Source organism: Mesorhizobium neociceri, from assembly GCF_013520985.1.
Classification (GTDB): domain Bacteria; phylum Pseudomonadota; class Alphaproteobacteria; order Rhizobiales; family Rhizobiaceae; genus Mesorhizobium; species Mesorhizobium neociceri.
The window spans coordinates 52,061-74,215 of the sequence record NZ_JACDTY010000024.1 but is presented as its reverse complement, the minus strand read 5'-3'; the positions used below and the strand labels follow the sequence as shown (position 1 = coordinate 74,215).

Below are 22,155 nucleotides of genomic sequence, written 5' to 3'. Positions count from 1 at the left end.
GCCGAAGCAGCGGATGCGTCGCTCAGTTTTTGACCAGTGTGGCGAGGTCGATGGCGTCGGCCATGGCCTGGTTTCCCTTGGCGCCCGGATGCAGATGGTCACCGGAATCGAATTCGGGCAGCAGGCGTGTCGGATGCTCCGGATCGCGCAGCAGGAGGTCGAAATCGACCACGGCATCGAAGGCACCGCTGGTGCGGACCCAGGTGTTGACCTTCTGCCGCAGCGCGTCCTTTTCCGGCGTGTAGTAGGTATCGAGCGGCGTCCCGCTCAACGCGCCTTCGAAGGGCGTCAGCGTGGCGCCGACAATGCTGAGATTGTGGGCATGGGCCTGGGCGGCGAGTTGCAGGTAGCCGCTTATTAAGGTTTCGAAGGCGGGCAGGGATTTTTCACGGACGAAGGGCGTGCCTGGCCAGCTGATGTCATTGATGCCGATCAGCAGGATCACCGCCTTGGCGCCGGGCTGGGCCAGGACATCGCGATCGAAGCGAGCGGATGCCTTCACACCCATGGCGTCGTCCAGCAGCCTGGCGCCGGATATGCCGGCGTTGAGCACAGCCGCCTGTTTCGGGGCGAGGCGAGCGGCCAGGAAGTCGGGCCAGCGGTTGTCCGCATCCAAAGTGGCGCCATTGCCGTCGGTGATCGAATCGCCGATGGCAATGACAGCGCCGTCATTTGCCGGGGCATCGACCAGGATTTCGCTTAGCAGGATACGTGCGTCAGTTGTCTGCGTGGCCGCGAATGCATCTGAAGCCGTCTGATTGCCGTCGCCGACATAGGTAGTCTGCTTGCCGTCCCAATGAAAGGTGGCGAGACGCGTTTCCTGCGGCAGATAGACCGAGACAGAAAGCCGGCTCAAGGCATCGAGCGGCATGTCCACCGGGTCGCTGATCAAAGATGTGCCCGGCGCGATTGCGGCCTTGGCCTGTCCGCCAAAGGTGAGCGCGCGATCGGTGCCGGGGACGATTTTCGACCCCTCACCGGCGACTGCCACACGGGCCTCGCCGATCTGGACCGGCGTGGCGGCATACTCGTTCGACAGGACGACACGGAATTTCTCGCCACCAAGGCTGATCCGGACCGTCTGGCGAATGGTCTGGTTCTCAAGCCGCGGCGGTATCTTCACCGGCAAGGCAAAATCGGCGCCCCATGTCGATTGCGGACTGGCCAGCCAGGTGCCGACCCAAGCCTGCCTTTCGCCGGCTATCGCCGGATCCAACATCAACGACGCCGCCAGGGCCATGGGAACGAGCTTCAAATGCCTGACCGCATTGGCAATGATGGCGTAGCGAACCGGATCTCTGCTGTTGGTCACAACGGTCTCTCCTGTTGGGTTCGTGTCTAGGCTTCTGTCGGGCAGGGATGTTTCGGAGTCGCGGTCACTCCGCAGCGCTTGGGCAGACGGCGACCGGCGCCAATCGCCCGCCGTTTCTGTCGAGGCGCAGCGCCAGGGTGGCGACACCGAGTGCCGCGACCGGCAGCAAAGCGGCGACCCAGGTCAGCGAGCCGAGGCCAAGGCCATGGGCGATCACCGCACCGCCGAGCCAGGCGCCGGCGGCATTGCCGAGGTTGAAGGCGGCGATGTTGAAGGACGAGGCGAGGCTCTGTCCCGCACCTTGCGCCTTTTCCAGCACCCACATCTGCAGCGGCGCCACGGTGGCGAAAGCGGCGGCACCGAGCAGGCCGACATAGATGACGGCCAAGACCTGGCTGTGGACGGCGAAGGTCATGGTGGCGAGCACCAGCGCCAGCACCACGAGGCTGCCGAGCACGGCCGGCACCAGCCAGCGGTCTGCGACCTTGCCGCCAAGCAGATTGCCGGCGATGAGACCGCCACCGAAGACGAGCAGGATCGGCGACACGGCGGTTTCCCTAAAGCCGCTGATCTCGGTGAGAAGCGGGGCGATGTAGGTGAAGACGGCGAAGACGCCGGCATAGCCGAGCACGGTGGTGGCGAGGCCGAGCAGGACGGGCGTGCGGCGCAGCACGGCGAGGTCGGCGCGCAAATTGGTCTTTTCGGGTGAGGCCTCACTACGCGGCACCAGAGCCAGGATGACAGCGAAGGCTGCCAGGCCGACCAGGGTTACCGCCCAGAAGGTGGCGCGCCAGCCGAAGGCCTGGCCGAGCCAGGTGCCGAAGGGCACGCCGAGAATGTTGGCGATGGTCAGGCCGGTGAACATCAGCGCGATCGCCGAGGCCTTCTTGTTGGGCGCGACCAGGCCGGTGGCGACCACCGAGCCGACGCCGAAGAAGGTGCCGTGGGCAAAGGCGGTGATGATGCGGGCGCCCATCAGCGTCCAATAATCGGGCGCCAAAGCACAGGCGAGGTTGCCAAGCGTGAAGATCGCCATCAGCGCCAGCAGCACGGTCTTGCGCGGCCAGTTGCCCGTGGCGATGGTCAAAAGCGGCGCGCCGATGACGACGCCCAGCGCATAGCCGGAAATTAGCTGGCCGGCGGCCGAGATCGAGACGCCGAGATCTTTGCTGACATCGATCAGCAAGCCCATGATGACGAATTCGGTGACACCGATGCCGAAGGCGCCGGCGGCGAGGGCATAAAGAGCGAGAGGCATGGCGGTTTCCAGTTCGACAATGACGAGCGCCCTGTCCAAACCCGCGCCCCGACCCGAGAGATCGTGTCGCCGTGCCTTGTGAACTAGACTTGCCTTAGGCATATTTCCTGTGAAATAGATTCACAGATGGCCAGACCCGACATCAACCGCTCCGGCGAGATCGAAGTGTTCGTCCGCGTCGTCGAGGCGGGCAGCTTCTCGGCCGCGGCGCGGGCGCTACGCATGACGCCGTCGGCGGTCAGCAAGCTGATCGCACGGCTGGAGGCAAGGCTCGGTGCGCGACTGGTCAGCCGCTCGACGCGCAAGCTGCAACTGACGCCGGAAGGGACGGCCTTCTACGACAGCGGGCTGCGCATCCTGGCTGACATGGCGGCGGCCGAGCGCGAGGCCGCCGTGGGTGCCGCGCCGCGCGGACGGCTGCGCGTCAACTCCTACGTGCCGTTCGGGGTGCATCGGCTGATCCCGCTGCTGCCGCGCTTCCTCGAACGCTATCCCGAGATTTCGGTCGATCTGGTGCTGACCGACAGCGTCATCGACCTGATGCAGGAGCGCGCCGACGTCGCTATTCGCGCCGGGCCGCTCGGTGAGTCGCGGCTGGTGGCGCGCAAGCTCGGACAAAGCCGGATGGCGGTGGTTGCAGCGCCTTCCTACCTCAAGACGCATGGCACGCCGCGGATACCGGCCGATCTCGACAAGCACAATCGCATGGCTTTCGGTTTTGTCCGGCATGTCGATGGCTGGCAGTTTGTCGACGCGGCCGGCAACGCCATCATGGTTCCCATCACGGGAAACACGCTGGTCAGCGATGGCGAGTCGATGCGGCTGATGGCGGTTGGCGGCGCCGGCATCGCCAGGCTGGCGCATTGGCATGTGGCCGATGACATTGCAGCGGGCCGGCTGACGGCGCTGCTGGAGGATTTCAACCCTGGCGACGAGGAGCCCACCCACGCCGTCTATGTCGGACAGGGCCGGCATTTGCCGGCGCGGGTGCGGGCCTTTCTCGACTTTCTGGTCGAGAACGTTCGGATGGCCTGAAAACATTCGGGAGCCAGCTGGCTCCCGAAGCATCAGACTAGGTGAGACAGATTTACTTCTTCGGCGTGAACGGCGCCGGGCGGCGGCCGACGCCCTGACGCTCCAGCATCCAGCCGGGATACTCGGCCGGCAGCGCGCTGACCTCATCCAGCTTGGCGAGATCGTCGGCGTCGAGTTTTACCTCGGCAGCGGCAAGGTTCTGTTCGAGCTGCTCCATCCGGCTGGCGCCGATGATGACGCTCATGACGAAGGGTTTTGCCAGGACATAGCCGAGCGCCACCGTGGCGACGCTGACATCATGCTTCTTGGCGATGTCGCGCATGACGGCGACGGCGGCCCAGGCGCGGTCCTCATTGACCGGCGGGAAGTTGAAGGCGGCGCGGCGGCCTTCGCCATTGCCAGGCGCGCCGGGGCCGTATTTGCCGGACAGCAGGCCGCCGGCCATCGGCGACCACACCATCAGGCCAAGTTTTTCCTCGTTGATCAGCGGCACGATCTCACGCTCAAGGTCGCGACCGGCGATCGAGTAATAGGACTGGATGGTCTCGAAACGGGAAAAGCCCTTGCGCTCGGCAAGGCCCAGCGCCTTGGCGATGCGCCAGGCCTGCCAGTTGGAGACGCCGACATAGCGCACCTTGCCGCTGGCGACGAGATCGTCGAGCGCCCGCAGCGTCTCGTCGATGGGTGTCACCGCGTCGGTGCCGTGCAGTTGGTAGAGGTCGATATGGTCGAGCTGCAGCCGCTCCAGGCTGCCCTCAACCGAGTCCATGATGTGGCCGCGCGAAGAGCCGCGCTCGTTCGGGCCCTGGCCCATGGCGCCGTGCACCTTGGTGGCGATGACGACGTCGGAGCGCTTGACGCCGAGATCCCTGAGCGACTGGCCGAGCAAGCGCTCGGAGTCGCCGAAGGAATAGACGTCGGCCGTGTCGAAGAAATTGACGCCGGCGGCGATCGAACGGCCGACGATGTCGTTGACGCCCTTCTGGTCGAGGCTGGCGATCAGGCCCCATTGGGCATTCTCGCCGGCGGCGCCGAAGGTCATGGTGCCGAGGCAGAGTTCGGAGACGAACATCCCCGTATTTCCGAGTTGATTGTAGCGCATGGTGGCGGCTCCAGCAGATTGGTGATGACGCCTAGCAAATAGGAACGGTACGTTTCGTTTCTAGTGGTGGTGCAATGATGGGCTGGTACTGGCTCAACCCCCGCGGCCGATCCCGACACCTGATCAACGCGGGCAGGTCAGGCTTCCCACGGATTGAACATTGTGACGCCGGTATCGTCGAAGTCGGCGACGTTGCGTGTGACCAGTATGAGATCGTGGAAGAGCGCCGTCGCGGCGATAAGCCCATCCGCTTCGCCGCGTGTGCGGATTGCGGAGATGCGCCCCCATTGGGCAGCGATGTTCTCATCTATGCCGAGAATTCGGTTTTCGTAGCTGTGGCGCAGACCGTGGAACCACGCTGCAAGATGATTTGCTGTCTCGGGGTCGTTTCGACGCTTCATTTCGATTCCGCGTGCGAGTTCACCGAGCGTGATGACGCTCAGAAACAGAGACTGGCGCTCTTGCTTGACCATCCAATCCGCCACTGGGCCTTCGCGCTTTCGCGCAGCCGACACGACATTCGTATCCAAAAGAAACATCAGAGGTCCACGTCTCTGCCTGGCCCCTTGGAGCGGCGATTGACCTCCTCGACGAAATCGTCGTCCCATTCGGGACCAGAAAGAAGGTATTCTGCAAGTGAAGGCTTCGAGCCGACGAGTCTCTCGTATTCTTCAGCAGCCATCACGACAGCGGCCGGCTTTCCGCGCAAGGTGATGGTCTGCGGCCCTTTTTCACGCGCTTGCTGAACCAGCTTCGAGAGGTTGTTCTTTGCGTCCTGCAGATGCCAGTTCATTGGAAGATACCTAGCTAGCTTGGCTAGATATAGCACTAGTATGGCGAGGCGACAAGGAAGCTGCTGTTAGCGAGGCTAAATTGTCGGAACTACCGACTGCCGAAAATCGCCGAGCCGACGCGGACGCTGGTGGCGCCGAAGGCGATGGCGGTCTCGTAGTCGCCGGACATGCCCATCGACAGTTTTGCCACGCCGGCCTCCTTGCCGAGCTTTTCCAGCAGGGCGAAATGCGGGCCGGGGTTTTCGTCCGCCGGTGGGATGCACATCAGTCCTTCGATGGCGAGGCCATGGACATCCCTGCAACGGGCGACGAAGGCGACGGCGTCGCGGGGCTCTATGCCGGCCTTTTGCGGCTCCGAGCCGGTGTTGACCTGGACGTAGAGCTTTGGTGCGCGGCCTTGCCGGGCAATCTCTTTGGCGAGCTCGGTGGCGATCTTCTCGCGGTCGACCGTCTCGATGACATCGGCGAGCGCAACGGCTTCCTTCGCCTTGTTCGACTGCAGCGGGCCGATCACATGCAACTCGATGTCAGGGAATTCAGCTTTCAGCGCCGGCCATTTGGCCTGCGCCTCTTGCACGCGGTTCTCGCCGAAAACGCGCTGGCCGGCTTCGATGACCGGGCGGATGGCGTCGGCCTCAAAAGTCTTCGACACGGCAACCAGCGTCACCGAACCGGGGTCGCGGCCGGCCTCGCGCTCGGCGGTGGCGATCCTCGTCTTGACGGCGAAAAACTGTTCGACGGCGCTGGCCATGCCTATATCCTGCCTGTCTTAATCGTCTTGGCCGGCTCGCCGCAGTTGACGGGTCCGGCAATCCATGGTGAACACCGCGACGACATTTACCTCGGCCACCGGGCCTTGTCCGGCGGTCTGCGCCTGCTTTTAAGTGAAAATCATCCGATGGCAACCGAACGATACAATCCGCGCGCGTCAGAGCCCAAATGGCAGAAAGCCTGGGCCGAAAAGAAGCTGTTCGAGGCGCACAACAACGACCCGAAGCCGAAATACTACGTGCTGGAGATGTTCCCCTATCCGTCGGGGAAGATCCATATCGGCCACACCCGCAACTATACGATGGGCGACGTGGTGGCGCGCTACAAGCGGGCCAAGGGTTTCAACGTGCTGCACCCGATGGGCTGGGACGCGTTTGGCATGCCGGCCGAAAACGCCGCCATGCAGAACAAGGTCCATCCCAAGGAATGGACCTACGCCAACATCGCCGCCATGCGCGAGCAACTCAAGATGATGGGCCTGTCGCTGGATTGGTCGCGTGAGTTCGCCACCTGCGACGTCGACTATTACCACCGCCAGCAGATGCTGTTCCTCGATTTCGTCGCGAAAGGGCTGGTGACGCGCAAATCCTCCAAGGTCAATTGGGACCCCGAGGACATGACGGTGCTCGCCAACGAGCAGGTCATCGACGGCCGCGGCTGGCGTTCCGGCGCGCTGGTCGAGCAGCATGAGCTGACGCAGTGGTTCTTCAAGATCACCGACTACGCGCAGGACCTGCTGGATTCGCTGAACGGTCTCGGCGAGTGGCCGGAAAAGGTCAAGCTGATGCAGCAGAACTGGATCGGCCGCTCGGAAGGGCTGCTGATCCGCTGGCCGCTGGCAGAGCCAAGTTCTAGCAAGATTGGTGGCGACGCGAACGAGCTGGAAGTCTACACGACCCGGCCCGACACCATCTTCGGCGCCTCCTTCATGGCTGTCGCCGCCGACCATCCGCTGGCCAGGAAGGCCGCGGAGAGCAATGTCGAACTGGCCAAGTTCATCGACGAAATCAGACATATGGGCACCTCGGTGGCCGCGCTTGAGACGGCCGAGAAGAAGGGCTTCGACACCGGCATCCGTGTCATCCATCCGTTCGACGACTCGTGGACGCTGCCGGTCTATGTCGCCAATTTCGTTTTGATGGAATACGGCACCGGCGCCATATTCGGCTGCCCGTCGGGCGACCAGCGCGACCTCGATTTCGCCAACAAATACGGCCTGCCGGTCATTCCGGTGGTGATGCCGGAAGATGCCGACGCCAAGACCTTCCAGGTCACGGAAGAGGCCTATGTCGATGACGGCGTGATGATCAATTCGCGCTTCCTCGACGGCATGAAGCCGGATCAGGCATTCGACGAAGTCGCAAAACTGCTGGAGCAGAAGACGATCGGCGGCCGGCCGATGGCGGAGCGCAAGGTGAATTTCCGCCTGCGCGACTGGGGCATTTCGCGCCAGCGCTACTGGGGCTGTCCGATTCCGATGATCCATTGCGAGGATTGTGGCGTCGTGCCGGTGCCGAAGGCCGACCTGCCGGTCAAGCTGCCCGACGACATCGAGTTCGACCGTCCCGGCAATCCGCTCGACCGTCACCCGACCTGGCGGCATGTCAAATGTCCGCAATGCGGCAAGGATGCGCGGCGCGAGACCGACACGATGGACACGTTCGTCGATTCGTCGTGGTATTTCGCACGCTTTACCGCGCCCTGGGCCAACGACCCGACCGAGCCCAAGGCTGCCGATGACTGGCTGGCCGTCGACCAGTATATTGGCGGCATCGAGCACGCGATCCTGCATCTGCTCTATTCGCGCTTCTTCACCCGCGCCATGCGCGAGACCGGGCATCTCGACCTCGCCGAGCCGTTCAAGGGCCTGTTCACGCAAGGCATGGTGGTGCACGAGACCTACCGCGTCGGCGGCGCGTCGAGCAATGGACGCTGGCTGTCGCCGGCGGAGGTCAGGATCGAGGATGCCGGCGGCAAGCGCCGCGCCATCGAGATCGCCACCGGCGAAGAGGCGGCGATCGGCTCGCTCGAAAAGATGTCGAAGTCGAAGAAGAACACTGTGAGCCCGGAAGACATCACCGACGGCTACGGCGCCGACACCGCGCGCTGGTTCATGCTGTCGGATTCGCCGCCTGAGCGCGACGTCGAATGGACCGACGATGGCGCCGCCGGCGCGCATCGCTTCATTCAGCGCGTCTGGCGCCTGGTGTCGATCGCGGCCGAGACGCTCGATGGCGTCAAGCCGCAGGCGGCAAAGGATGGCGAGGCGGGCGCCGTTTCCAAGGCTGCGCACAAGATCCTGAAGGCGATCGGCGAGGATATCGAGAAGCTCGGCTTCAACCGCGCCATCGCCCGCATCTATGAGCTGGCCAATGCACTGACCCCACCGCTCAACGACGTTGCCGAAGGCAAGGCCGATGCGGCGCTGAAAGGCGCCTGCCGCCAGGCGGTGGAGATCCTGGTGCATGTGGTTGCGCCCGTCATGCCGCACCTGGCCGAAGAGTGCTGGCACACGTTGGGTGGCACCGATCTGGTCGCCGAACGGCCGTGGCCGGTCTACGATCCGGCGCTGGTCGTCGACAATGAGATCGTGCTGCCGGTCCAGGTCAACGGCAAGAAGCGCGGCGATTTGACAATTGCCCGCGACGCGGACCAAGGTGCGGTCGAAAAAGCGGTTCTGGCTCTCGACTTCGTGCAGAAAGCGCTGGAAGGTAAGGCGCCCCGCAAGGTGATCATCGTGCCGCAGAGGATCGTCAATGTCGTTGCCTAATCTGGAAAAGACGACGCGTTTGCTGCGCCGCGCAGCGCTGTACGGCATGGTCGCCTCGCTGGCGCTGGTTTCGGCCTGCACGGTCAGGCCGCTCTATTCCAGCGCGCCGTTGACGGCCGGTTCGACGCTCAGCCCTTCGGCGGAACTGGCGTCGGTCGCGGTCAAGTCGGTCAAGACCCGCTACGCCCAGCAGGTCCGTAACAATTTGATCTTTGCCTTTGGCCAGGGCGCCGGCGAGCCGCCGGCGCCGGTCTACATGCTCGATCTCGGCGTCACCGAACTGGTCGAATCGGCGGCGCAAGTGCAGATTCAGACCGATGAAGACGAGCCGACGGCGGGCACGGTGACGCTGACCGCGAACTATGTGCTGACCGATGCCAAGACCGGTGCGGTCATCGCCACCGGCAAACGCTCGATCCCGTCATCCTTCGACAAGCCGACGCAGGAGTTCGCTTCCTACCGGGCGCAGCTCGACGCCGAGAACCGCGCCGCGCGCGAACTGGCTGAAATGGTGAGCCTGTCGGTCGCCCAGGATCTTGTCAGACACGGCAAGAAAGCCTGAGCGCTTCCAACTTTTGCAGATACAAAAAAGGCCGGTTTCCCGGCCTTTTTTCGTTGATACCGAAGCCTGATCTCAGCCGATCTTCTGGCCGGTCTTGGCCCAGTCGGCGAGGAACTGTTCGAGGCCCTTGTCGGTCAGCGGGTGCTTGACCAACGCCTTTAGCGTCGCTGCCGGCGCGGTGACGACATCGGCGCCGATCAGGGCCGCCTGCTTGACGTGGTTCACGGTGCGAACCGAAGCGACGAGGATTTCGGTGTCGAAATCATAATTGTCGTAGATATGACGGATTTCCTCGATCAGCTCCATGCCGTTCGCGCCGGTGTCGTCGACGCGGCCGACGAAGGGCGAGATGAACGAGGCGCCGGCCTTGGCTGCGAGCAGTGCCTGGTTGGCCGAGAAGCACAGCGTCACATTGACCAAGCGGTTCATCTCGGTGCGGATCGTCCTGCAGGCGCGCAGGCCGTCCAGCGTCAGCGGCACCTTGATGCAGATATTGTCGGCGATCTTGGCCAGGATCTTGGCCTCGGCCATCATGTCCTTGTATTCGGTGGCGACGACCTCGGCCGAAACCGGGCCCTTGACGATGTCGCAGATCTGCTTGGTGACATCGGCGATCTTGCCGCCGGATTTCAGGATCAGCGAGGGATTGGTGGTGACGCCGTCGAGCAGCCCCAAATCGTTCAGTTCCTTGATGTCCTTGATGTCAGCGGTGTCGACAAAAAATTTCATGGGGGTCTCCTGAAAGATTTCCATGTGCATGCCAATGCACATTCGGGGTTGCCCTTTGATCTAGACCAAAGTCGGGGCAAGGTCACGCCCGATGATCGAAGATTCGCCCTTTGTCGCAGCCGCACCGGTGCTGGTGCCGATGCCCGCCGAACGACCTTACACCTATGCCGTGCCTGCCGGCATGCGCGTGGTTCCGGGCTCGATCGTGCGTGTGCCGCTCGGTCCGCGCCAGGTTGCCGGCATCGTCTGGGACGGCGTGGTCGAAAAGGTCGACGCGAAGAAATTGCGGCCGATCGAGCAGGTTTTCGACTGTCCGCCGATCGATCGCGGGATGCGCCGGTTCGTCGACTGGCTGGCGCAGTACACGCTGTCACCGCCCGGCATGGTGGCGCGCATGCTGCTCAGGGCGCCGGAGGCGTTCGATCCCGAACCATCGATCGAGGGCCTGCTGCGAACCCCAATCATGCCCGATCGGATGACGGATGCCAGGACCCGCGTGCTGGAGACGGCGGAAGGCGGCCTCGCCTGGACCCGCTCCGGGCTGGCGCATGCGGCAGGCGTGTCGTCGACGGTGATCGAGGGGCTCAAGGCGCAAGGCGTGTTCGAGACGGTGATGATCCCGCCGCGACCGGTGGTCGCAGCGCCCGATCCCTCCTACGCCATGCCGGAGCTGATGCCGGACCAGGCCGATGCCGCCGCCATGCTGCGCGCCAATGTCGCGGCTGCTGCTTTCAACGTCACGTTGCTCGACGGCGTCACCGGCTCGGGCAAGACGGAAGTTTACTTCGAAGCGGTGGCGGCGGCGCTCGACCAGGGCAAGCAGGTGCTGATCCTGCTGCCGGAAATCGCGCTGACGCATGCCTTCCTCGAGCGCTTCCAGCAGCGCTTCGGCGCCAAGCCGGCGGAGTGGCATTCCGACCTGCCGCCCAGGATGCGCGAAAAGGTCTGGCGGCAAGTGGCGGAAGGCGGCGTGCGCGTCGTCGCCGGCGCGCGCTCGGCGCTGTTCCTGCCGTTCAAGGAGCTCGGCCTGATCGTCGTCGACGAGGAACATGACCCTGCCTACAAGCAGGAGGATCGCGTCTTCTACAATGCGCGCGACATGGCGGTGGTGCGCGGCCATATCAGCAGCTTTCCGGTGGTGCTGGCGTCGGCGACGCCATCGGTCGAAAGCCGGGTGAACGCACAACAGGGCCGCTACAGCAGGGCGGTGCTTTCGGCGCGTTTTGCCGAGGCCGCCCTTCCCGACCTTAGGACGGTCGACATGCGGCGCGCGCCGCCGGCGCGCGGCGGCTTCCTGTCGCCGCTGCTGATCGGAGAGATGCAGCGCACGCTGGAGAAAAAAGAACAGTCGCTGCTGTTCCTCAACCGGCGCGGCTATGCGCCGCTGACGCTGTGCCGGGTGTGCGGCCACCGCTTCGGCTGCCCGGTCTGCTCTGCCTGGCTGGTCGAGCACCGCTTTCGCGGCCAGCTCGTCTGCCATCATTGCGGGCACAATGAGAAGCGGCCGGAGGCCTGTCCGGAATGCGGAACGCTCGACCATCTCGTTGCATGCGGGCCGGGTGTCGAGCGCATCGCCGAAGAGGTGGTGGCGCATTTCCCTGACGCCCGCACCATCGTCTTGTCGTCCGACCTGATGGGCGGCGTGCGGCGGCTGCGGCTGGAGCTCGAAGCCATTGCCAATGGCGAGGCCGACATCGTCATCGGCACACAGCTGGTCGCCAAGGGCCACAATTTTCCGAACATGACGCTGGTCGGCGTCGTTGATGCGGATCTGGGTCTTGCCAATGGCGACCCGCGCGCCGCCGAGCGCACCTTCCAGCTGCTCAGCCAGGTAACCGGGCGTGCCGGGCGCACCGGCAAGAAGAGCCTTGGCCTGCTGCAGACTTTTCAGCCGGACCATCCGGTGATGCGGGCAATCGTCTCCGGCGATGCCGAGGCGTTTTACGAGCGCGAAATCACTGAGCGCGAACGGGCCGCCCTGCCGCCCTTCGGCAGGCTCGCCGGCGTCATCGTCAGCGCGGTGACCCGGGCGGAGGCCGAGGGCCATGCGCGCGGCTTGCGCCGCGCAGCACCCCAGGCCAGCGACCTGTTCGTGCTAGGCCCGGCCGAGGCGCCGCTGTCGCTGCTTGGTGGCCGCCACCGTTTTCGCCTGCTGATCCAGGGTGAAAAGCGCGCCGACATGCAAGGCTTCATCCGCACCATGCTGGCCGAAGGGCCAAAGCAACGCGGCTCGGTCAGGGTGCAGGTCGACATCGATCCGCAGAGTTTTTTGTGAGATTGATCGAATTGTCAGCGGAGCGATGACGCACATGAAAACCCTTGGCCTGCTCGGCGGCATGAGCTGGGAATCGACGGCGATCTATTATCGCCTGCTCAACGAGATCGTGCGCGAGCGACTGGGCGGGCTGCATTCGGCAAAGCTGTTGCTCCATTCCTTCGATTTTGCCGAGATCGCAGAGCGGCAACATCATGGCGACTGGGACGGTGCGGGCGTGCTTCTGGCGGACGCCGCGCGCAAGCTGGCGGCGGGCGGCGCCGAGGGGCTGCTGATCTGCACCAACACCATGCACAAGCTCGCCGACCAGGTGCAGGCGGCGGTGTCCATTCCACTTATCCACATCGCCGATGCCACGGCGGTCGCGGTGAAGGGCGCCGGCGTCAGGCGGCCGGCGCTGCTGGCGACGCGTTTCACCATGGAGCAGGATTTCTACAAGGGCCGGCTGGTGGAGAAATATGGGCTGCAGCCGGTGGTGCCGAACCAGGCCGGGCGCGACATGGTGCATCGGGTGATCTATGACGAGCTCTGCCAGGGCATCGTCAGCGCGCCGTCGAAAGCGGCCTATGTCGATGAAGTCGCGCGCCTGCGGCGCGATGAGAAAATCGACGGCGTCATCATGGGCTGCACCGAGATCACCATGCTGATCGGCGCGCGCGATTTTGACATTCCGGTTTTCGACACCACGCGCATCCATGCCGAGGCGGCGGTCAATTTCGCGCTCTCTTGATGCGCCTCTTTTTCGGAGCATGATCTTTTCCGAAAACCGGAAACCACTTTTCGGGATCATGCTCCCTAAACTGCCCACCGCCATCTGGCGCGCGGTCTTTCCTTCGCTAGAATGGCCGCGATTTCAAACAGCCATTTACCGAGGGGATAAGATGGAATTTGCGTTTCCGTGGCCAACCAGCCAGGGCGAATGGCTGGCGTGGTCGAGCGCCGTGGTCACTTTGGCGCTCGGCCTTTTGTTTTTCCTCATGCCGGGGCTGGCCTTCCGGATTCTGCGGCTGCAGGTCAGGCCGGAAAAGGCGGCGGCGATCGCCGAAGGGCGCGGCCGCATGTCGGGCTTCTATCTCGGCGTCAGCCTGTGTTGCATCCTTCTCGCCCAGCCATGGCTTTACATGGCGCTCGGCTTCTCCTGGCTGTTCACCGCTTTTGGCCGTTTGCTGTCGATGATGTCGGACGGCGCCAACACGCCTTTCAACTGGGCTTCGATCGTTGTCGAGCTGGTACTGGCCGCGCTGCCGCTCGCCTTCGTCTTCGGCTTTCTGCCCTGAATCCAAAGGCTTCGGTTGAACTCTGCGGCCGGATGCGACAATAGTGCCTGAAATGCATGCGGAACGACGCATTGCGGTCTTAAAATGCCTGTGCTAGACGGCAATCGACTTTCGGCCGGGGATAGCGGAAGCCGCGTCTTCGTGCTTGGAAAAACTTAGTAAGGTCAAAGATTTAGCCAGAGTTTTTGCTCGCGCCAACAATCTGCGGCCTGTCAGACAAGAGAAAAGACGGTCCGTGGCTCAATCGTCATCGCCAATCTCAGGTGTCGCAGAACGCTACGCGGGTTCGCTGTTCGAACTCGCACTGCAGTCCAATTCGGTGGTCAAGGTCGAGGCCGACCTCAACAGTTTCGCAGCGATGCTGGATGGCAGCGCCGACCTGACCCGCCTCATCAACAGCCCGGTGTTCTCCAGCGAGGACCAGGCCAAGGCCATCGCGGCGATCGCCGACAAGGCGGGGATCACCGGCCTGACCGGCAATTTCCTGCGCGTCGTCGCCCGCAACCGTCGCCTCTTCGCGGTACCCGGCATGATCAAGGCATTTCGCCAGATCGCCGCCGAGCATCGCGGCGAAACCGCTGCCGAGGTCACTTCGGCGCATGAACTGACGGCGGCCCAGCAGACAGAACTCAAGGCCGCGCTGAAAAGCGTCGCCGGCAAGGATGTGGCCATCGCCGTCACCGTCGATCCGTCGCTGCTCGGCGGTCTGATCGTCAAGATGGGCTCGCGCCAGATCGATACGTCGCTCAAAACCAAACTCAATTCGCTCAAGCTTGCACTGAAAGAGGTCGGCTGATGGACATCCGCGCCGCGGAAATTTCCGCAATTCTGAAAGACCAGATCAAGAATTTCGGCAAGGAGGCCGAGGTCTCCGAAGTTGGACAGGTGCTGTCCGTCGGTGACGGTATCGCCCGTGTCTACGGCCTCGACAATGTCCAGGCCGGCGAGATGGTCGAATTCCCCGGCGGCATCCGCGGCATGGCGCTCAACCTCGAAGCCGACAATGTCGGCGTCGTTATCTTCGGCGCCGACCGCGACATCAAGGAAGGCGACACCGTCAAGCGGACCGGCGCCATCGTTGATGCGCCCGTCGGCATGGGCCTGCTCGGCCGCGTCGTCGACGCGCTCGGCAACCCGATCGACGGCAAGGGCCCGATCAAGGCGACCGAACGCAAGCGCGTCGACGTCAAGGCGCCCGGCATCATCCCGCGCAAGTCGGTGAACGAGCCGATGTCGACCGGCCTCAAGGCCATCGACGCGCTGATCCCGGTCGGCCGCGGCCAGCGCGAGCTGGTCATCGGCGATCGCCAGACCGGCAAGACCGCCATCATCCTCGACACGATGCTCAACCAGAAAGCGGTCCACGACAACGGACCGGAGAAGGAAAAGCTCTACTGCGTCTACGTCGCCATCGGCCAGAAGCGCTCGACCGTCGCGCAGTTCGTCAAGGTTCTCGAAGAACGCGGCGCGCTTGAATATTCGATCATCGTCGCTGCCACAGCTTCCGATCCGGCGCCGATGCAGTTCCTGGCGCCGTTCACCGGCGCCACCATGGGCGAATATTTCCGCGACAACGGCATGCACGCGCTGATCAGCTACGACGATCTGTCGAAGCAGGCCGTCGCCTATCGCCAGATGTCGCTTCTGCTGCGCCGCCCGCCGGGCCGCGAAGCCTATCCGGGCGACGTGTTCTACCTGCACTCGCGCCTGCTCGAGCGCGCCGCCAAGCTCAACGACGATCTGGGCGGCGGTTCGCTGACCGCGCTGCCGATCATCGAGACGCAGGCCAACGACGTGTCGGCCTACATCCCGACCAACGTGATCTCGATCACCGACGGCCAGATCTTCCTGGAAACCAATTTGTTCTTCCAGGGCATCCGTCCGGCGGTCAACGTCGGCCTGTCGGTGTCGCGCGTCGGTTCGTCGGCGCAGATCAAGGCGATGAAGCAGGTTGCAGGCTCGATCAAGGGCGAGCTCGCGCAGTACCGCGAAATGGCGGCATTCGCTCAGTTCGGCTCCGACCTCGACGCCGCCACGCAGCGCCTGCTCAACCGCGGCTCGCGGCTGACCGAACTTCTCAAGCAGCCGCAGTTCTCGCCACTCAAGGTCGAAGAGCAGGTTTCGGTGATCTTCGCCGGCGTCAACGGCTACCTCGACAAGCTGGCGATCAACCAGGTCGGCAAGTTCGAGCATGGTCTGCTCAACCACATGCGTTCGGCCGGCAAGGACGTGCTGGACGGCATCCGCAAGGAAAAGGCGCTGTCGGACGACCTGCGCGCCAAGCTGAAGGCCGAGATCGACGCCTTCGCCAAGACCTTTGCTTGAGAAGCCGGACGCACGGGATCAGGTTTGAAGCATGCCTTCGTTAAAAGACCTTCGTAACCGTATCGCCTCGGTCAAGGCGACGCAGAAGATCACCAAGGCGATGCAGATGGTCGCCGCGGCGAAGCTGCGCCGCGCGCAGGAAGCTGCGGAAGCCGCGCGCCCGTATTCGGAGCGCATGGGTTCGGTGCTCGCCAACATCACCCAGGCGATCGGCGGCGGCGGCGATGCCCCGGCGCTGATGACCGGCACCGGCAAGGACGACGTGCATCTGCTCGTCGTCTGCACCGCCGAGCGCGGCCTGTGCGGCGGCTTCAATTCGCAGATCGCGCGTCTCGCCCGCGACCATATCCGCCGGCTTTTGGCCGACGGAAAGCAGGTCAAGATCATCTGCGTCGGCAAGAAGGGTTTCGACATCCTGCGCCGCGACTATGCTTCGATGATCCTCGAACGCGTCGATCTGCGCGAGGTCAAGACGCTCGGCTTCGTCAATGCCGACGCCATTGCCCGCAAGGTCATCCACCTCTTCAACGAGGGTGGCTTCGACATCTGCACGCTGTTCTATTCGCAGTTCAAGTCGGTGATCAGCCAGATCCCGACGGCACAGCAGATCATCCCGGCCGGCATCGCTTCCGCCCCGGCCGAGGCGACCGCCGGCGGCAACGCCGTCTACGAATACGAGCCGGAGCCGGGCGAAATCCTGACCGACCTCATTCCACGCAACATCTCGGTCCAGGTCTTCCGCGCGCTGCTCGAAAACGCAGCCGGCGAGATGGGCGCCAAGATGAGCGCTATGGACAATGCGACGCGCAATGCCGGCGACATGATCAACAAGCTGTCGATCACCTACAACCGCCAGCGGCAGGCGCAGATCACCAAGGAACTGATCGAAATCATTTCGGGCGCCGAGGCGCTCTAGGCGCGGCCGCCAGGAGGTCATCGACCTTCTGGTGGAGCGTGAGAAACAAAGGACGAAAAGGGTAAAGACGATGGCGAAAGCAGCGACCCCGAAGGCGGCAGCCCCCAAGGCGGCGGCAAAGGCTCCAGCAGCAGCGGCGAAGGCCGCTCCGGCCAAGGCGGCTGCGCCCGCCAAGGCAGCGGCCCCGGCCAAGGCTGCGGCACCGAAGACGACGGCCGCCGTCGTCAACAAGACCGGCGTTGTCGGCAAGGTCCGCCAGGTCATCGGCGCCGTCGTCGACGTCCAGTTCGGCGATCACCTGCCGGCCATTCTGAACGCCATCGAGACCACCAATGTCGGCAATCGCCTGGTGCTCGAAGTTGCCCAGCACCTCGGTGAAAACACCGTGCGCTGCATCGCCATGGACTCGACCGAAGGTCTGGTGCGCGGCCAGGACGTCTATGACACCGGCGCACCGATCACCGTGCCGGTCGGCCCGGGCATGCTCGGCCGCATCATCAACGTCATCGGCGAGCCGGTCGACGAGGAAGGCCCGGTCGACGGCATCGAAATGCGCGCCATCCACCAGCCGGCTCCGTCCTATGTCGAACAGTCGACGGAAGCGCAGATCCTGATCACCGGCATCAAGGTTCTCGACCTTCTGGCGCCCTATGCCCGCGGCGGCAAGATCGGCCTGTTCGGCGGCGCCGGCGTCGGCAAGACCGTGCTGATCCAGGAACTGATCAACAACGTCGCCAAGGCTCACGGCGGCTTCTCGGTGTTCGCCGGCGTTGGCGAGCGCACCCGCGAAGGCAACGATCTCTATCACGAATTCATCGAGTCCGGCGTCAACAAGAAGGGCGGCGGCGAAGGCTCCAAGGCCGCACTGGTCTATGGCCAGATGAACGAACCGCCGGGCGCACGCGCTCGCGTCGGCCTGACCGGTCTGACCGTCGCTGAATATTTCCGCGACCAGGGCCAGGACGTGCTGTTCTTCGTCGACAACATCTTCCGGTTCACGCAGGCGGGTTCGGAAGTGTCGGCGCTGCTCGGCCGTATTCCTTCGGCCGTGGGCTATCAGCCGACGCTCGCCACCGACATGGGCGCGCTGCAGGAACGCATCACGACGACGACCAAGGGTTCGATCACGTCGGTGCAGGCGATCTACGTGCCCGCCGACGATTTGACCGACCCGGCGCCGGCGACCTCGTTCGCCCACCTGGACGCGACGACCGTGCTCAACCGCGCGATCTCGGAAAAGGGCATCTATCCGGCGGTCGATCCGCTCGATTCGACCTCGCGCATGCTCGACCCGATGGTTGTCGGCGAAGAGCATTATCAGGTCGCCCGCCAGGTGCAGTCGATCCTTCAGCGCTACAAGTCGCTGCAGGACATCATCGCCATCCTGGGCATGGACGAGCTGTCGGAAGAGGACAAGCAGACCGTGGCCCGCGCCCGCAAGATCGAGCGCTTCCTGTCGCAGCCGTTCTTCGTCGCCGAAGTGTTCACGGGTTCGCCGGGCAAGCTGGTCGACCTCGCCGACACCATCAAGGGCTTCAAGGGCCTCTGCAACGGCGACTACGATCACCTGCCGGAAGCCGCCTTCTACATGGTCGGCGGCATCGACGAAGCGGTCGAGAAGGCACAGCGTCTCGCGGCTGAAGCAGCGTAATCAAGGCAATAGGGAGTAGTCAGTAGTCAGTAGTGAATAGCAGCCGGGTGATCAGGACCGTTGTCCTCCCCCACTCCCTACTCACTATTCCCTACTCACTAAATTGACATGGCTGAAGCTTTCCAATTCGAACTGGTCTCGCCGGAACGCCTCCTGGTTTCCGAGCAGGTCGAATCCGTCGTTATTCCGGGCGCCGAAGGTGAGATGACCGTGATGGCGCATCACGCGCCGGTCATGACCACGATCAAGCCGGGCGTCGTTACGGTGAAGACCGCCGGTGGCAAGGAAGAGCGGTACGTGGTGTTCGGCGGCTTTGCCGATATCGTTCCAGCCGGCTGCACGCTGCTGGCCGAATCGGCGGTTGCCGTCGGCGACATCGACCGCGCCGACCTCGCCCGCCGCATCCAGGACGCCAAGGAAGATGCCGCCGATGCCAAGGACGACCAGTCCCGCAGCAAGGCCGAGCAGTTCCTCGCCCAGCTCACCACGCTCGAAAGCGCGCTGATGGCGGCGTAAGCCGCAGAACGACTTGAAGATAAAGCCGGGTTCAGCCCGGCTTTTTTGTTGCGGCCGTCATCCCCGGATCGTTTCGCGCACGGGCGCAGGGCCGTGGCGGGATTTCAGCGCTGGCAGAGCTAGCATGACCAGCACGAACAGGAGGGTGGCCAGCTTCAGGTCAGGCAACGGCATACCGGTCGTCAAGCAAAGCAAGACGAGTTGGTAATAGGCGATGGCTCCGACGGAACCGCGATTTGGCTGTGGCGGTACAGTCGGGTCGGGACTTGCCGAGGTTTTCTGTTTGGGTGACAGTCCGGCTACCTAGCATTGAGGGGTAGCCGATGACGGAACAAGCAGCGCCACCGGAAACGGCCTCGCGATCCCTGTGGACGACAGCGCTGATAGCGGCCTTTGGCGGGCCGTTCGCCGGCTTCCTGTGGATCGGCGCCGGTAGGCTGGCCTTGATCAGCCTACTGGTCATCACCGCCGCCAGCATCGCGGTCTGCTACACCGGGTTTCCGGTGATACCGGGCATGGATCTTTCGGCGGTAGGCATCTACTCAGGCTACGGCCTGATGATCGTATGGATAGCGATCGTTCTCCCTTTCGCAGGCCGGTTCAAGCCGGACAAATGGTACGCGCGCGGGGTTTCGGTGTTCGTGCTGGTGTTTTACGCCTCGGTGGTGGCTGCGCTCGTCACTCGAACATTCCTGTTCCAGTCCTTTTCCATGCCGTCCGGCAGCATGGTGCCGACGCTGGTGGACGGCGATTATCTCTTTGCCTCCAAGTTCGCCTATGGCTACAGCCGCTATAGCGAGCCTTTCGGACTGGCGACCTTCGACGGTCGGATACTCGGCGCCGAACCCAAGCGCGGGGACATTGTGGTGTTCAGGTTCCCGCCCGATCCCAGCATTGACTACGTCAAGCGGGTCGTTGGCCTACCGGGCGAAAAAATCCAGATGGTCGACGGGGGCCTCCGCATCAACGGTGTGGCGATCAAGCTCGAGGATGCTGGTCCGTACACCTCCGAGGACTCTCCCCAAGGCGCCAGACTGCAACGGGAAACCCTCCCCAATGGCGTCTCCTATTCCGTTATCAGTCTTACGGACAATTCAGTAACCGACAATACGCGCGTGTTCGAGGTGCCCGAAGGCCACTATTTCGTGCTGGGCGACAACAGGGACAATTCCTCCGACAGCCGGCTCAGTGTCGGCTTCGTTCCCGCTGAAAACCTGGTCGGCAAGGCTGTGCGGCTGTTCTGGAACTCAAAAGGCATGCCGTATTCGTCGCGGCAAGTGCTGGATGATCCGGCAGGACAGTAGACCTGAAGCGGCCGGAACCGGCGTCAGCTTAACTTGGTCTTTTTCGGTATGCCGAGTGCTGAGAGCGCAAGCGCGATGCCGCCTTGCCGGATATGGACACGATGGGCGGCGACCAGTTCGATCAGCGTCTGGCGCTCGGGCCTGCCGCTGGCGAAGCCGGCGAGATCGAACACAGCCGCCACCCGTTCCAGCATCGGCTGCTCGCCGAGCGCGGCCAGCGCGGCGTCGAGCGGATCGGTGAAGTGGGCTTCCGGCAAGTCCTTGCCGCGTGCCTCGCAGGCCGCGATCCAGGCGGCGATCACCAGCGTCAGATGCTCCGGGACCAGGCCGGCCTGGATGCGCTCGATGGCGGAAGCGACAATGCGTTGCGGCAGTTTCTGGCTGCCGTCATTGGCGATTTGCGCGGTGCGGTGGGCGAGTGCGGTGTTGGAGAAACGCTCCGCAAGTTCGGCCGTATAGGCTGACGTGTCGAGCCCGGCATCCCCAGGCAAGGTCGGAATTGCCTCGGCCCAGAGCCGGTCGACGAATTCACGGATCGCAGGGTCCGCGAAGGAGCGGTCGACGGTGGCGTGGCCGCTGAGCAGGCCGAGATAGGCGATACCCGAATGGGCGCCGTTGAGCAGCCGAAGCTTCATGTCCTCGAAGGGCCTGACATCCTCGACCATGGTGACGCCGAACTTTTCCCAGGCCGGGCGGCCGGCCGGGAACGTGTCTTCGATCACCCATTGCCGGAACGGTTCGGTCATCACCGGCCAGGCGTCCTCGACGCCGAGCTCGACCGCGATGCGCGCCCGGTCGGCATCGGTGGTCGCCGGGACGATGCGGTCGACCATGCTCGAGGGAAAAGCCACCTCGTCGGCGATATGTCCGGCGAGTGGGGCATCGCCTGAAGCGGCAGGGTGGGCGTCGCGCAATTTGGCAAAACCGATCAGCAGCCGGTGCAGCGTGGCGCCGTTGGCCGGCAGGTTGTCGCAGCAGAGCACGGTGAAGGGCGGCGTGCCGGCGGCGCGGCGTCGCGCCAGCGACTCGGCCAGGTATCCATGCGCGGTCTTCGGCGAGCCGGGATTGGCGAGATCGTGGACGATATCGGGATGGGCCGCGTCGAGGCTGCCGTCGGCGGCCCTGAGATAGGCCTTTTCTGTGATGGTCAGGGTGACGATGCGGGTGCGCGGATCGGTCAGAGCGGCCAGCACCGCGCCGGGGTCTTCTGGCGCCACCAGCATCGACTGGATAGAGCCAATGATGTGAAGCGCTTCACCATCGCTGCCGCGCACGGCCAGCGTGTAGAGCCCATCCTGTGGCGTCAGCGCATCGCGCGTGTCTGGGCTGCGCAAGGAGACGCCGATGATGCCCCAGCCGGTCTCGCCGGCCGCCAGGCAGTCATCGACATAGGCTGCCTGATGGGCGCGGTGGAAGGCACCGACGCCGAGATGGACGATGCCTGGAGCGATCGCGACGCGGTCATAGGCCGGGACCGCAACCGAGGCTGGCAAGGATTGCACCGTGTCGTTCGAAAGGCGTCTGCTTGTCATGATTTGGCTTTGTCGGGCTTGGCTTG

Annotated in this window: 20 protein-coding genes and 1 pseudogene; 12 read left to right on the top strand and 9 right to left on the bottom strand. The window is 63.9% G+C overall.

The window, feature by feature from the left end:
- Positions 1–22: 22 nt before the first annotated feature.
- Together H0241_RS30605 and H0241_RS30600 are read right to left on the bottom strand one after the other, a co-directional pair.
- The gene (locus H0241_RS30605) at positions 23–1,312 is read right to left on the bottom strand and encodes an SGNH/GDSL hydrolase family protein (RefSeq protein WP_328824904.1); all 1,290 of its coding nucleotides are present in this window, start codon (positions 1,310–1,312) and stop codon (positions 23–25) included.
- Positions 1,313–1,376: 64 nt separating this feature from the next.
- Complete coding sequence (locus H0241_RS30600; RefSeq protein ID WP_181061490.1) at positions 1,377–2,570, bottom strand: MFS transporter; 1,194 nt, start codon at positions 2,568–2,570, stop codon at positions 1,377–1,379.
- Positions 2,571–2,696: 126 nt separating this feature from the next.
- On the opposite strand from H0241_RS30600, the gene H0241_RS30595 reads away from it, so the two are divergent.
- Positions 2,697–3,605 carry a LysR family transcriptional regulator gene (locus H0241_RS30595; RefSeq protein WP_181061489.1) on the top strand — a complete coding sequence of 303 codons (909 nt, stop codon included), beginning with the start codon at positions 2,697–2,699 and terminating at the stop codon, positions 3,603–3,605.
- 52 nt (positions 3,606–3,657) lie between these two features.
- Here H0241_RS30595 and H0241_RS30590 read toward each other — a convergent pair whose 3' ends face one another.
- From H0241_RS30590 to H0241_RS30575, 4 genes are all read right to left on the bottom strand, one after another.
- Complete coding sequence (locus H0241_RS30590; protein WP_181061488.1) at positions 3,658–4,707, bottom strand: aldo/keto reductase; 1,050 nt, start codon at positions 4,705–4,707, stop codon at positions 3,658–3,660.
- Positions 4,708–4,844: 137 nt separating this feature from the next.
- The gene (locus tag H0241_RS30585; protein WP_181061487.1) at positions 4,845–5,246 is read right to left on the bottom strand and encodes a type II toxin-antitoxin system VapC family toxin; all 402 of its coding nucleotides are present in this window, start codon (positions 5,244–5,246) and stop codon (positions 4,845–4,847) included.
- Positions 5,246–5,500, bottom strand: a complete 255-nt coding sequence (locus H0241_RS30580) for a type II toxin-antitoxin system Phd/YefM family antitoxin (protein WP_181061486.1) — start codon at positions 5,498–5,500, stop codon at positions 5,246–5,248. The genes H0241_RS30585 and H0241_RS30580 overlap by 1 nt, the downstream gene beginning before the upstream one ends.
- Before the next feature lie 89 nt (positions 5,501–5,589).
- Positions 5,590–6,252 (bottom strand): YggS family pyridoxal phosphate-dependent enzyme, encoded by a 663-nt coding sequence (locus tag H0241_RS30575; RefSeq protein ID WP_181061485.1) that lies wholly within the window; start codon positions 6,250–6,252, stop codon positions 5,590–5,592.
- A gap of 147 nt (positions 6,253–6,399) precedes the next feature.
- Between H0241_RS30575 and leuS the strand changes: the two genes are divergently transcribed.
- Positions 6,400–9,042 carry a leucine--tRNA ligase gene (gene leuS, locus H0241_RS30570; RefSeq protein ID WP_181061484.1) on the top strand — a complete coding sequence of 881 codons (2,643 nt, stop codon included), beginning with the start codon at positions 6,400–6,402 and terminating at the stop codon, positions 9,040–9,042.
- The gene (gene lptE, locus H0241_RS30565; RefSeq protein WP_181061483.1) at positions 9,029–9,604 is read left to right on the top strand and encodes an LPS assembly lipoprotein LptE; all 576 of its coding nucleotides are present in this window, start codon (positions 9,029–9,031) and stop codon (positions 9,602–9,604) included. The genes leuS and lptE overlap by 14 nt, the downstream gene beginning before the upstream one ends.
- Before the next feature lie 72 nt (positions 9,605–9,676).
- Here the strand turns inward: lptE and fsa are convergent, their stop codons facing one another.
- Positions 9,677–10,333 (bottom strand): fructose-6-phosphate aldolase, encoded by a 657-nt coding sequence (fsa, locus tag H0241_RS30560; protein ID WP_181061482.1) that lies wholly within the window; start codon positions 10,331–10,333, stop codon positions 9,677–9,679.
- A gap of 91 nt (positions 10,334–10,424) precedes the next feature.
- Here fsa and H0241_RS30555 point away from each other — a divergent pair, with 91 nt between their 5' ends.
- The 8 genes from H0241_RS30555 (at position 10,425) to H0241_RS30520 (ending at position 19,293) form a co-directional block, all read left to right on the top strand.
- On the top strand, positions 10,425–12,608 hold the full coding sequence (locus H0241_RS30555) for a primosomal protein N' (protein WP_181061481.1): 2,184 nt from the start codon (positions 10,425–10,427) through the stop codon (positions 12,606–12,608).
- Positions 12,609–12,642: 34 nt separating this feature from the next.
- Entirely contained in the window at positions 12,643–13,338 is a 696-nt protein-coding gene (locus tag H0241_RS30550) for an aspartate/glutamate racemase family protein (RefSeq protein WP_181061480.1), read from the top strand.
- Positions 13,339–13,489: 151 nt separating this feature from the next.
- Entirely contained in the window at positions 13,490–13,885 is a 396-nt protein-coding gene (locus H0241_RS30545; protein WP_181061479.1) for an AGROH133_08824 family phage infection protein, read from the top strand.
- 235 nt (positions 13,886–14,120) lie between these two features.
- Positions 14,121–14,681 (top strand): F0F1 ATP synthase subunit delta, encoded by a 561-nt coding sequence (locus H0241_RS30540; RefSeq protein ID WP_181061478.1) that lies wholly within the window; start codon positions 14,121–14,123, stop codon positions 14,679–14,681.
- Positions 14,681–16,210 (top strand): F0F1 ATP synthase subunit alpha, encoded by a 1,530-nt coding sequence (gene atpA, locus H0241_RS30535; protein ID WP_181061477.1) that lies wholly within the window; start codon positions 14,681–14,683, stop codon positions 16,208–16,210. The genes H0241_RS30540 and atpA overlap by 1 nt, the downstream gene beginning before the upstream one ends.
- Before the next feature lie 31 nt (positions 16,211–16,241).
- Positions 16,242–17,126, top strand: a complete 885-nt coding sequence (locus H0241_RS30530) for a F0F1 ATP synthase subunit gamma (RefSeq protein ID WP_181061476.1) — start codon at positions 16,242–16,244, stop codon at positions 17,124–17,126.
- A 70-nt stretch (positions 17,127–17,196) separates the two neighbouring features.
- Complete coding sequence (gene atpD, locus H0241_RS30525; protein WP_181061475.1) at positions 17,197–18,777, top strand: F0F1 ATP synthase subunit beta; 1,581 nt, start codon at positions 17,197–17,199, stop codon at positions 18,775–18,777.
- Positions 18,778–18,885: 108 nt separating this feature from the next.
- Positions 18,886–19,293, top strand: a complete 408-nt coding sequence (locus H0241_RS30520; protein WP_181061474.1) for a F0F1 ATP synthase subunit epsilon — start codon at positions 18,886–18,888, stop codon at positions 19,291–19,293.
- A gap of 57 nt (positions 19,294–19,350) precedes the next feature.
- On the opposite strand, the pseudogene H0241_RS35885 reads toward H0241_RS30520, so the two are convergent.
- Positions 19,351–19,518, bottom strand: a pseudogene (locus H0241_RS35885) (ABC transporter permease); the annotation flags it as partial.
- 290 nt (positions 19,519–19,808) lie between these two features.
- Here H0241_RS35885 and lepB point away from each other — a divergent pair.
- Positions 19,809–20,597: a signal peptidase I gene (lepB, locus tag H0241_RS30515; protein ID WP_235984569.1), complete on the top strand. Its 789-nt coding sequence runs from the start codon at positions 19,809–19,811 to the stop codon at positions 20,595–20,597.
- A 23-nt stretch (positions 20,598–20,620) separates the two neighbouring features.
- Here lepB and H0241_RS30510 read toward each other — a convergent pair whose 3' ends face one another.
- A complete protein-coding gene (locus tag H0241_RS30510; RefSeq protein WP_181061472.1) occupies positions 20,621–22,129 on the bottom strand; it encodes a mannitol dehydrogenase family protein in 1,509 nt (502 codons plus the stop codon).
- Positions 22,130–22,155 lie beyond the last annotated feature (26 nt).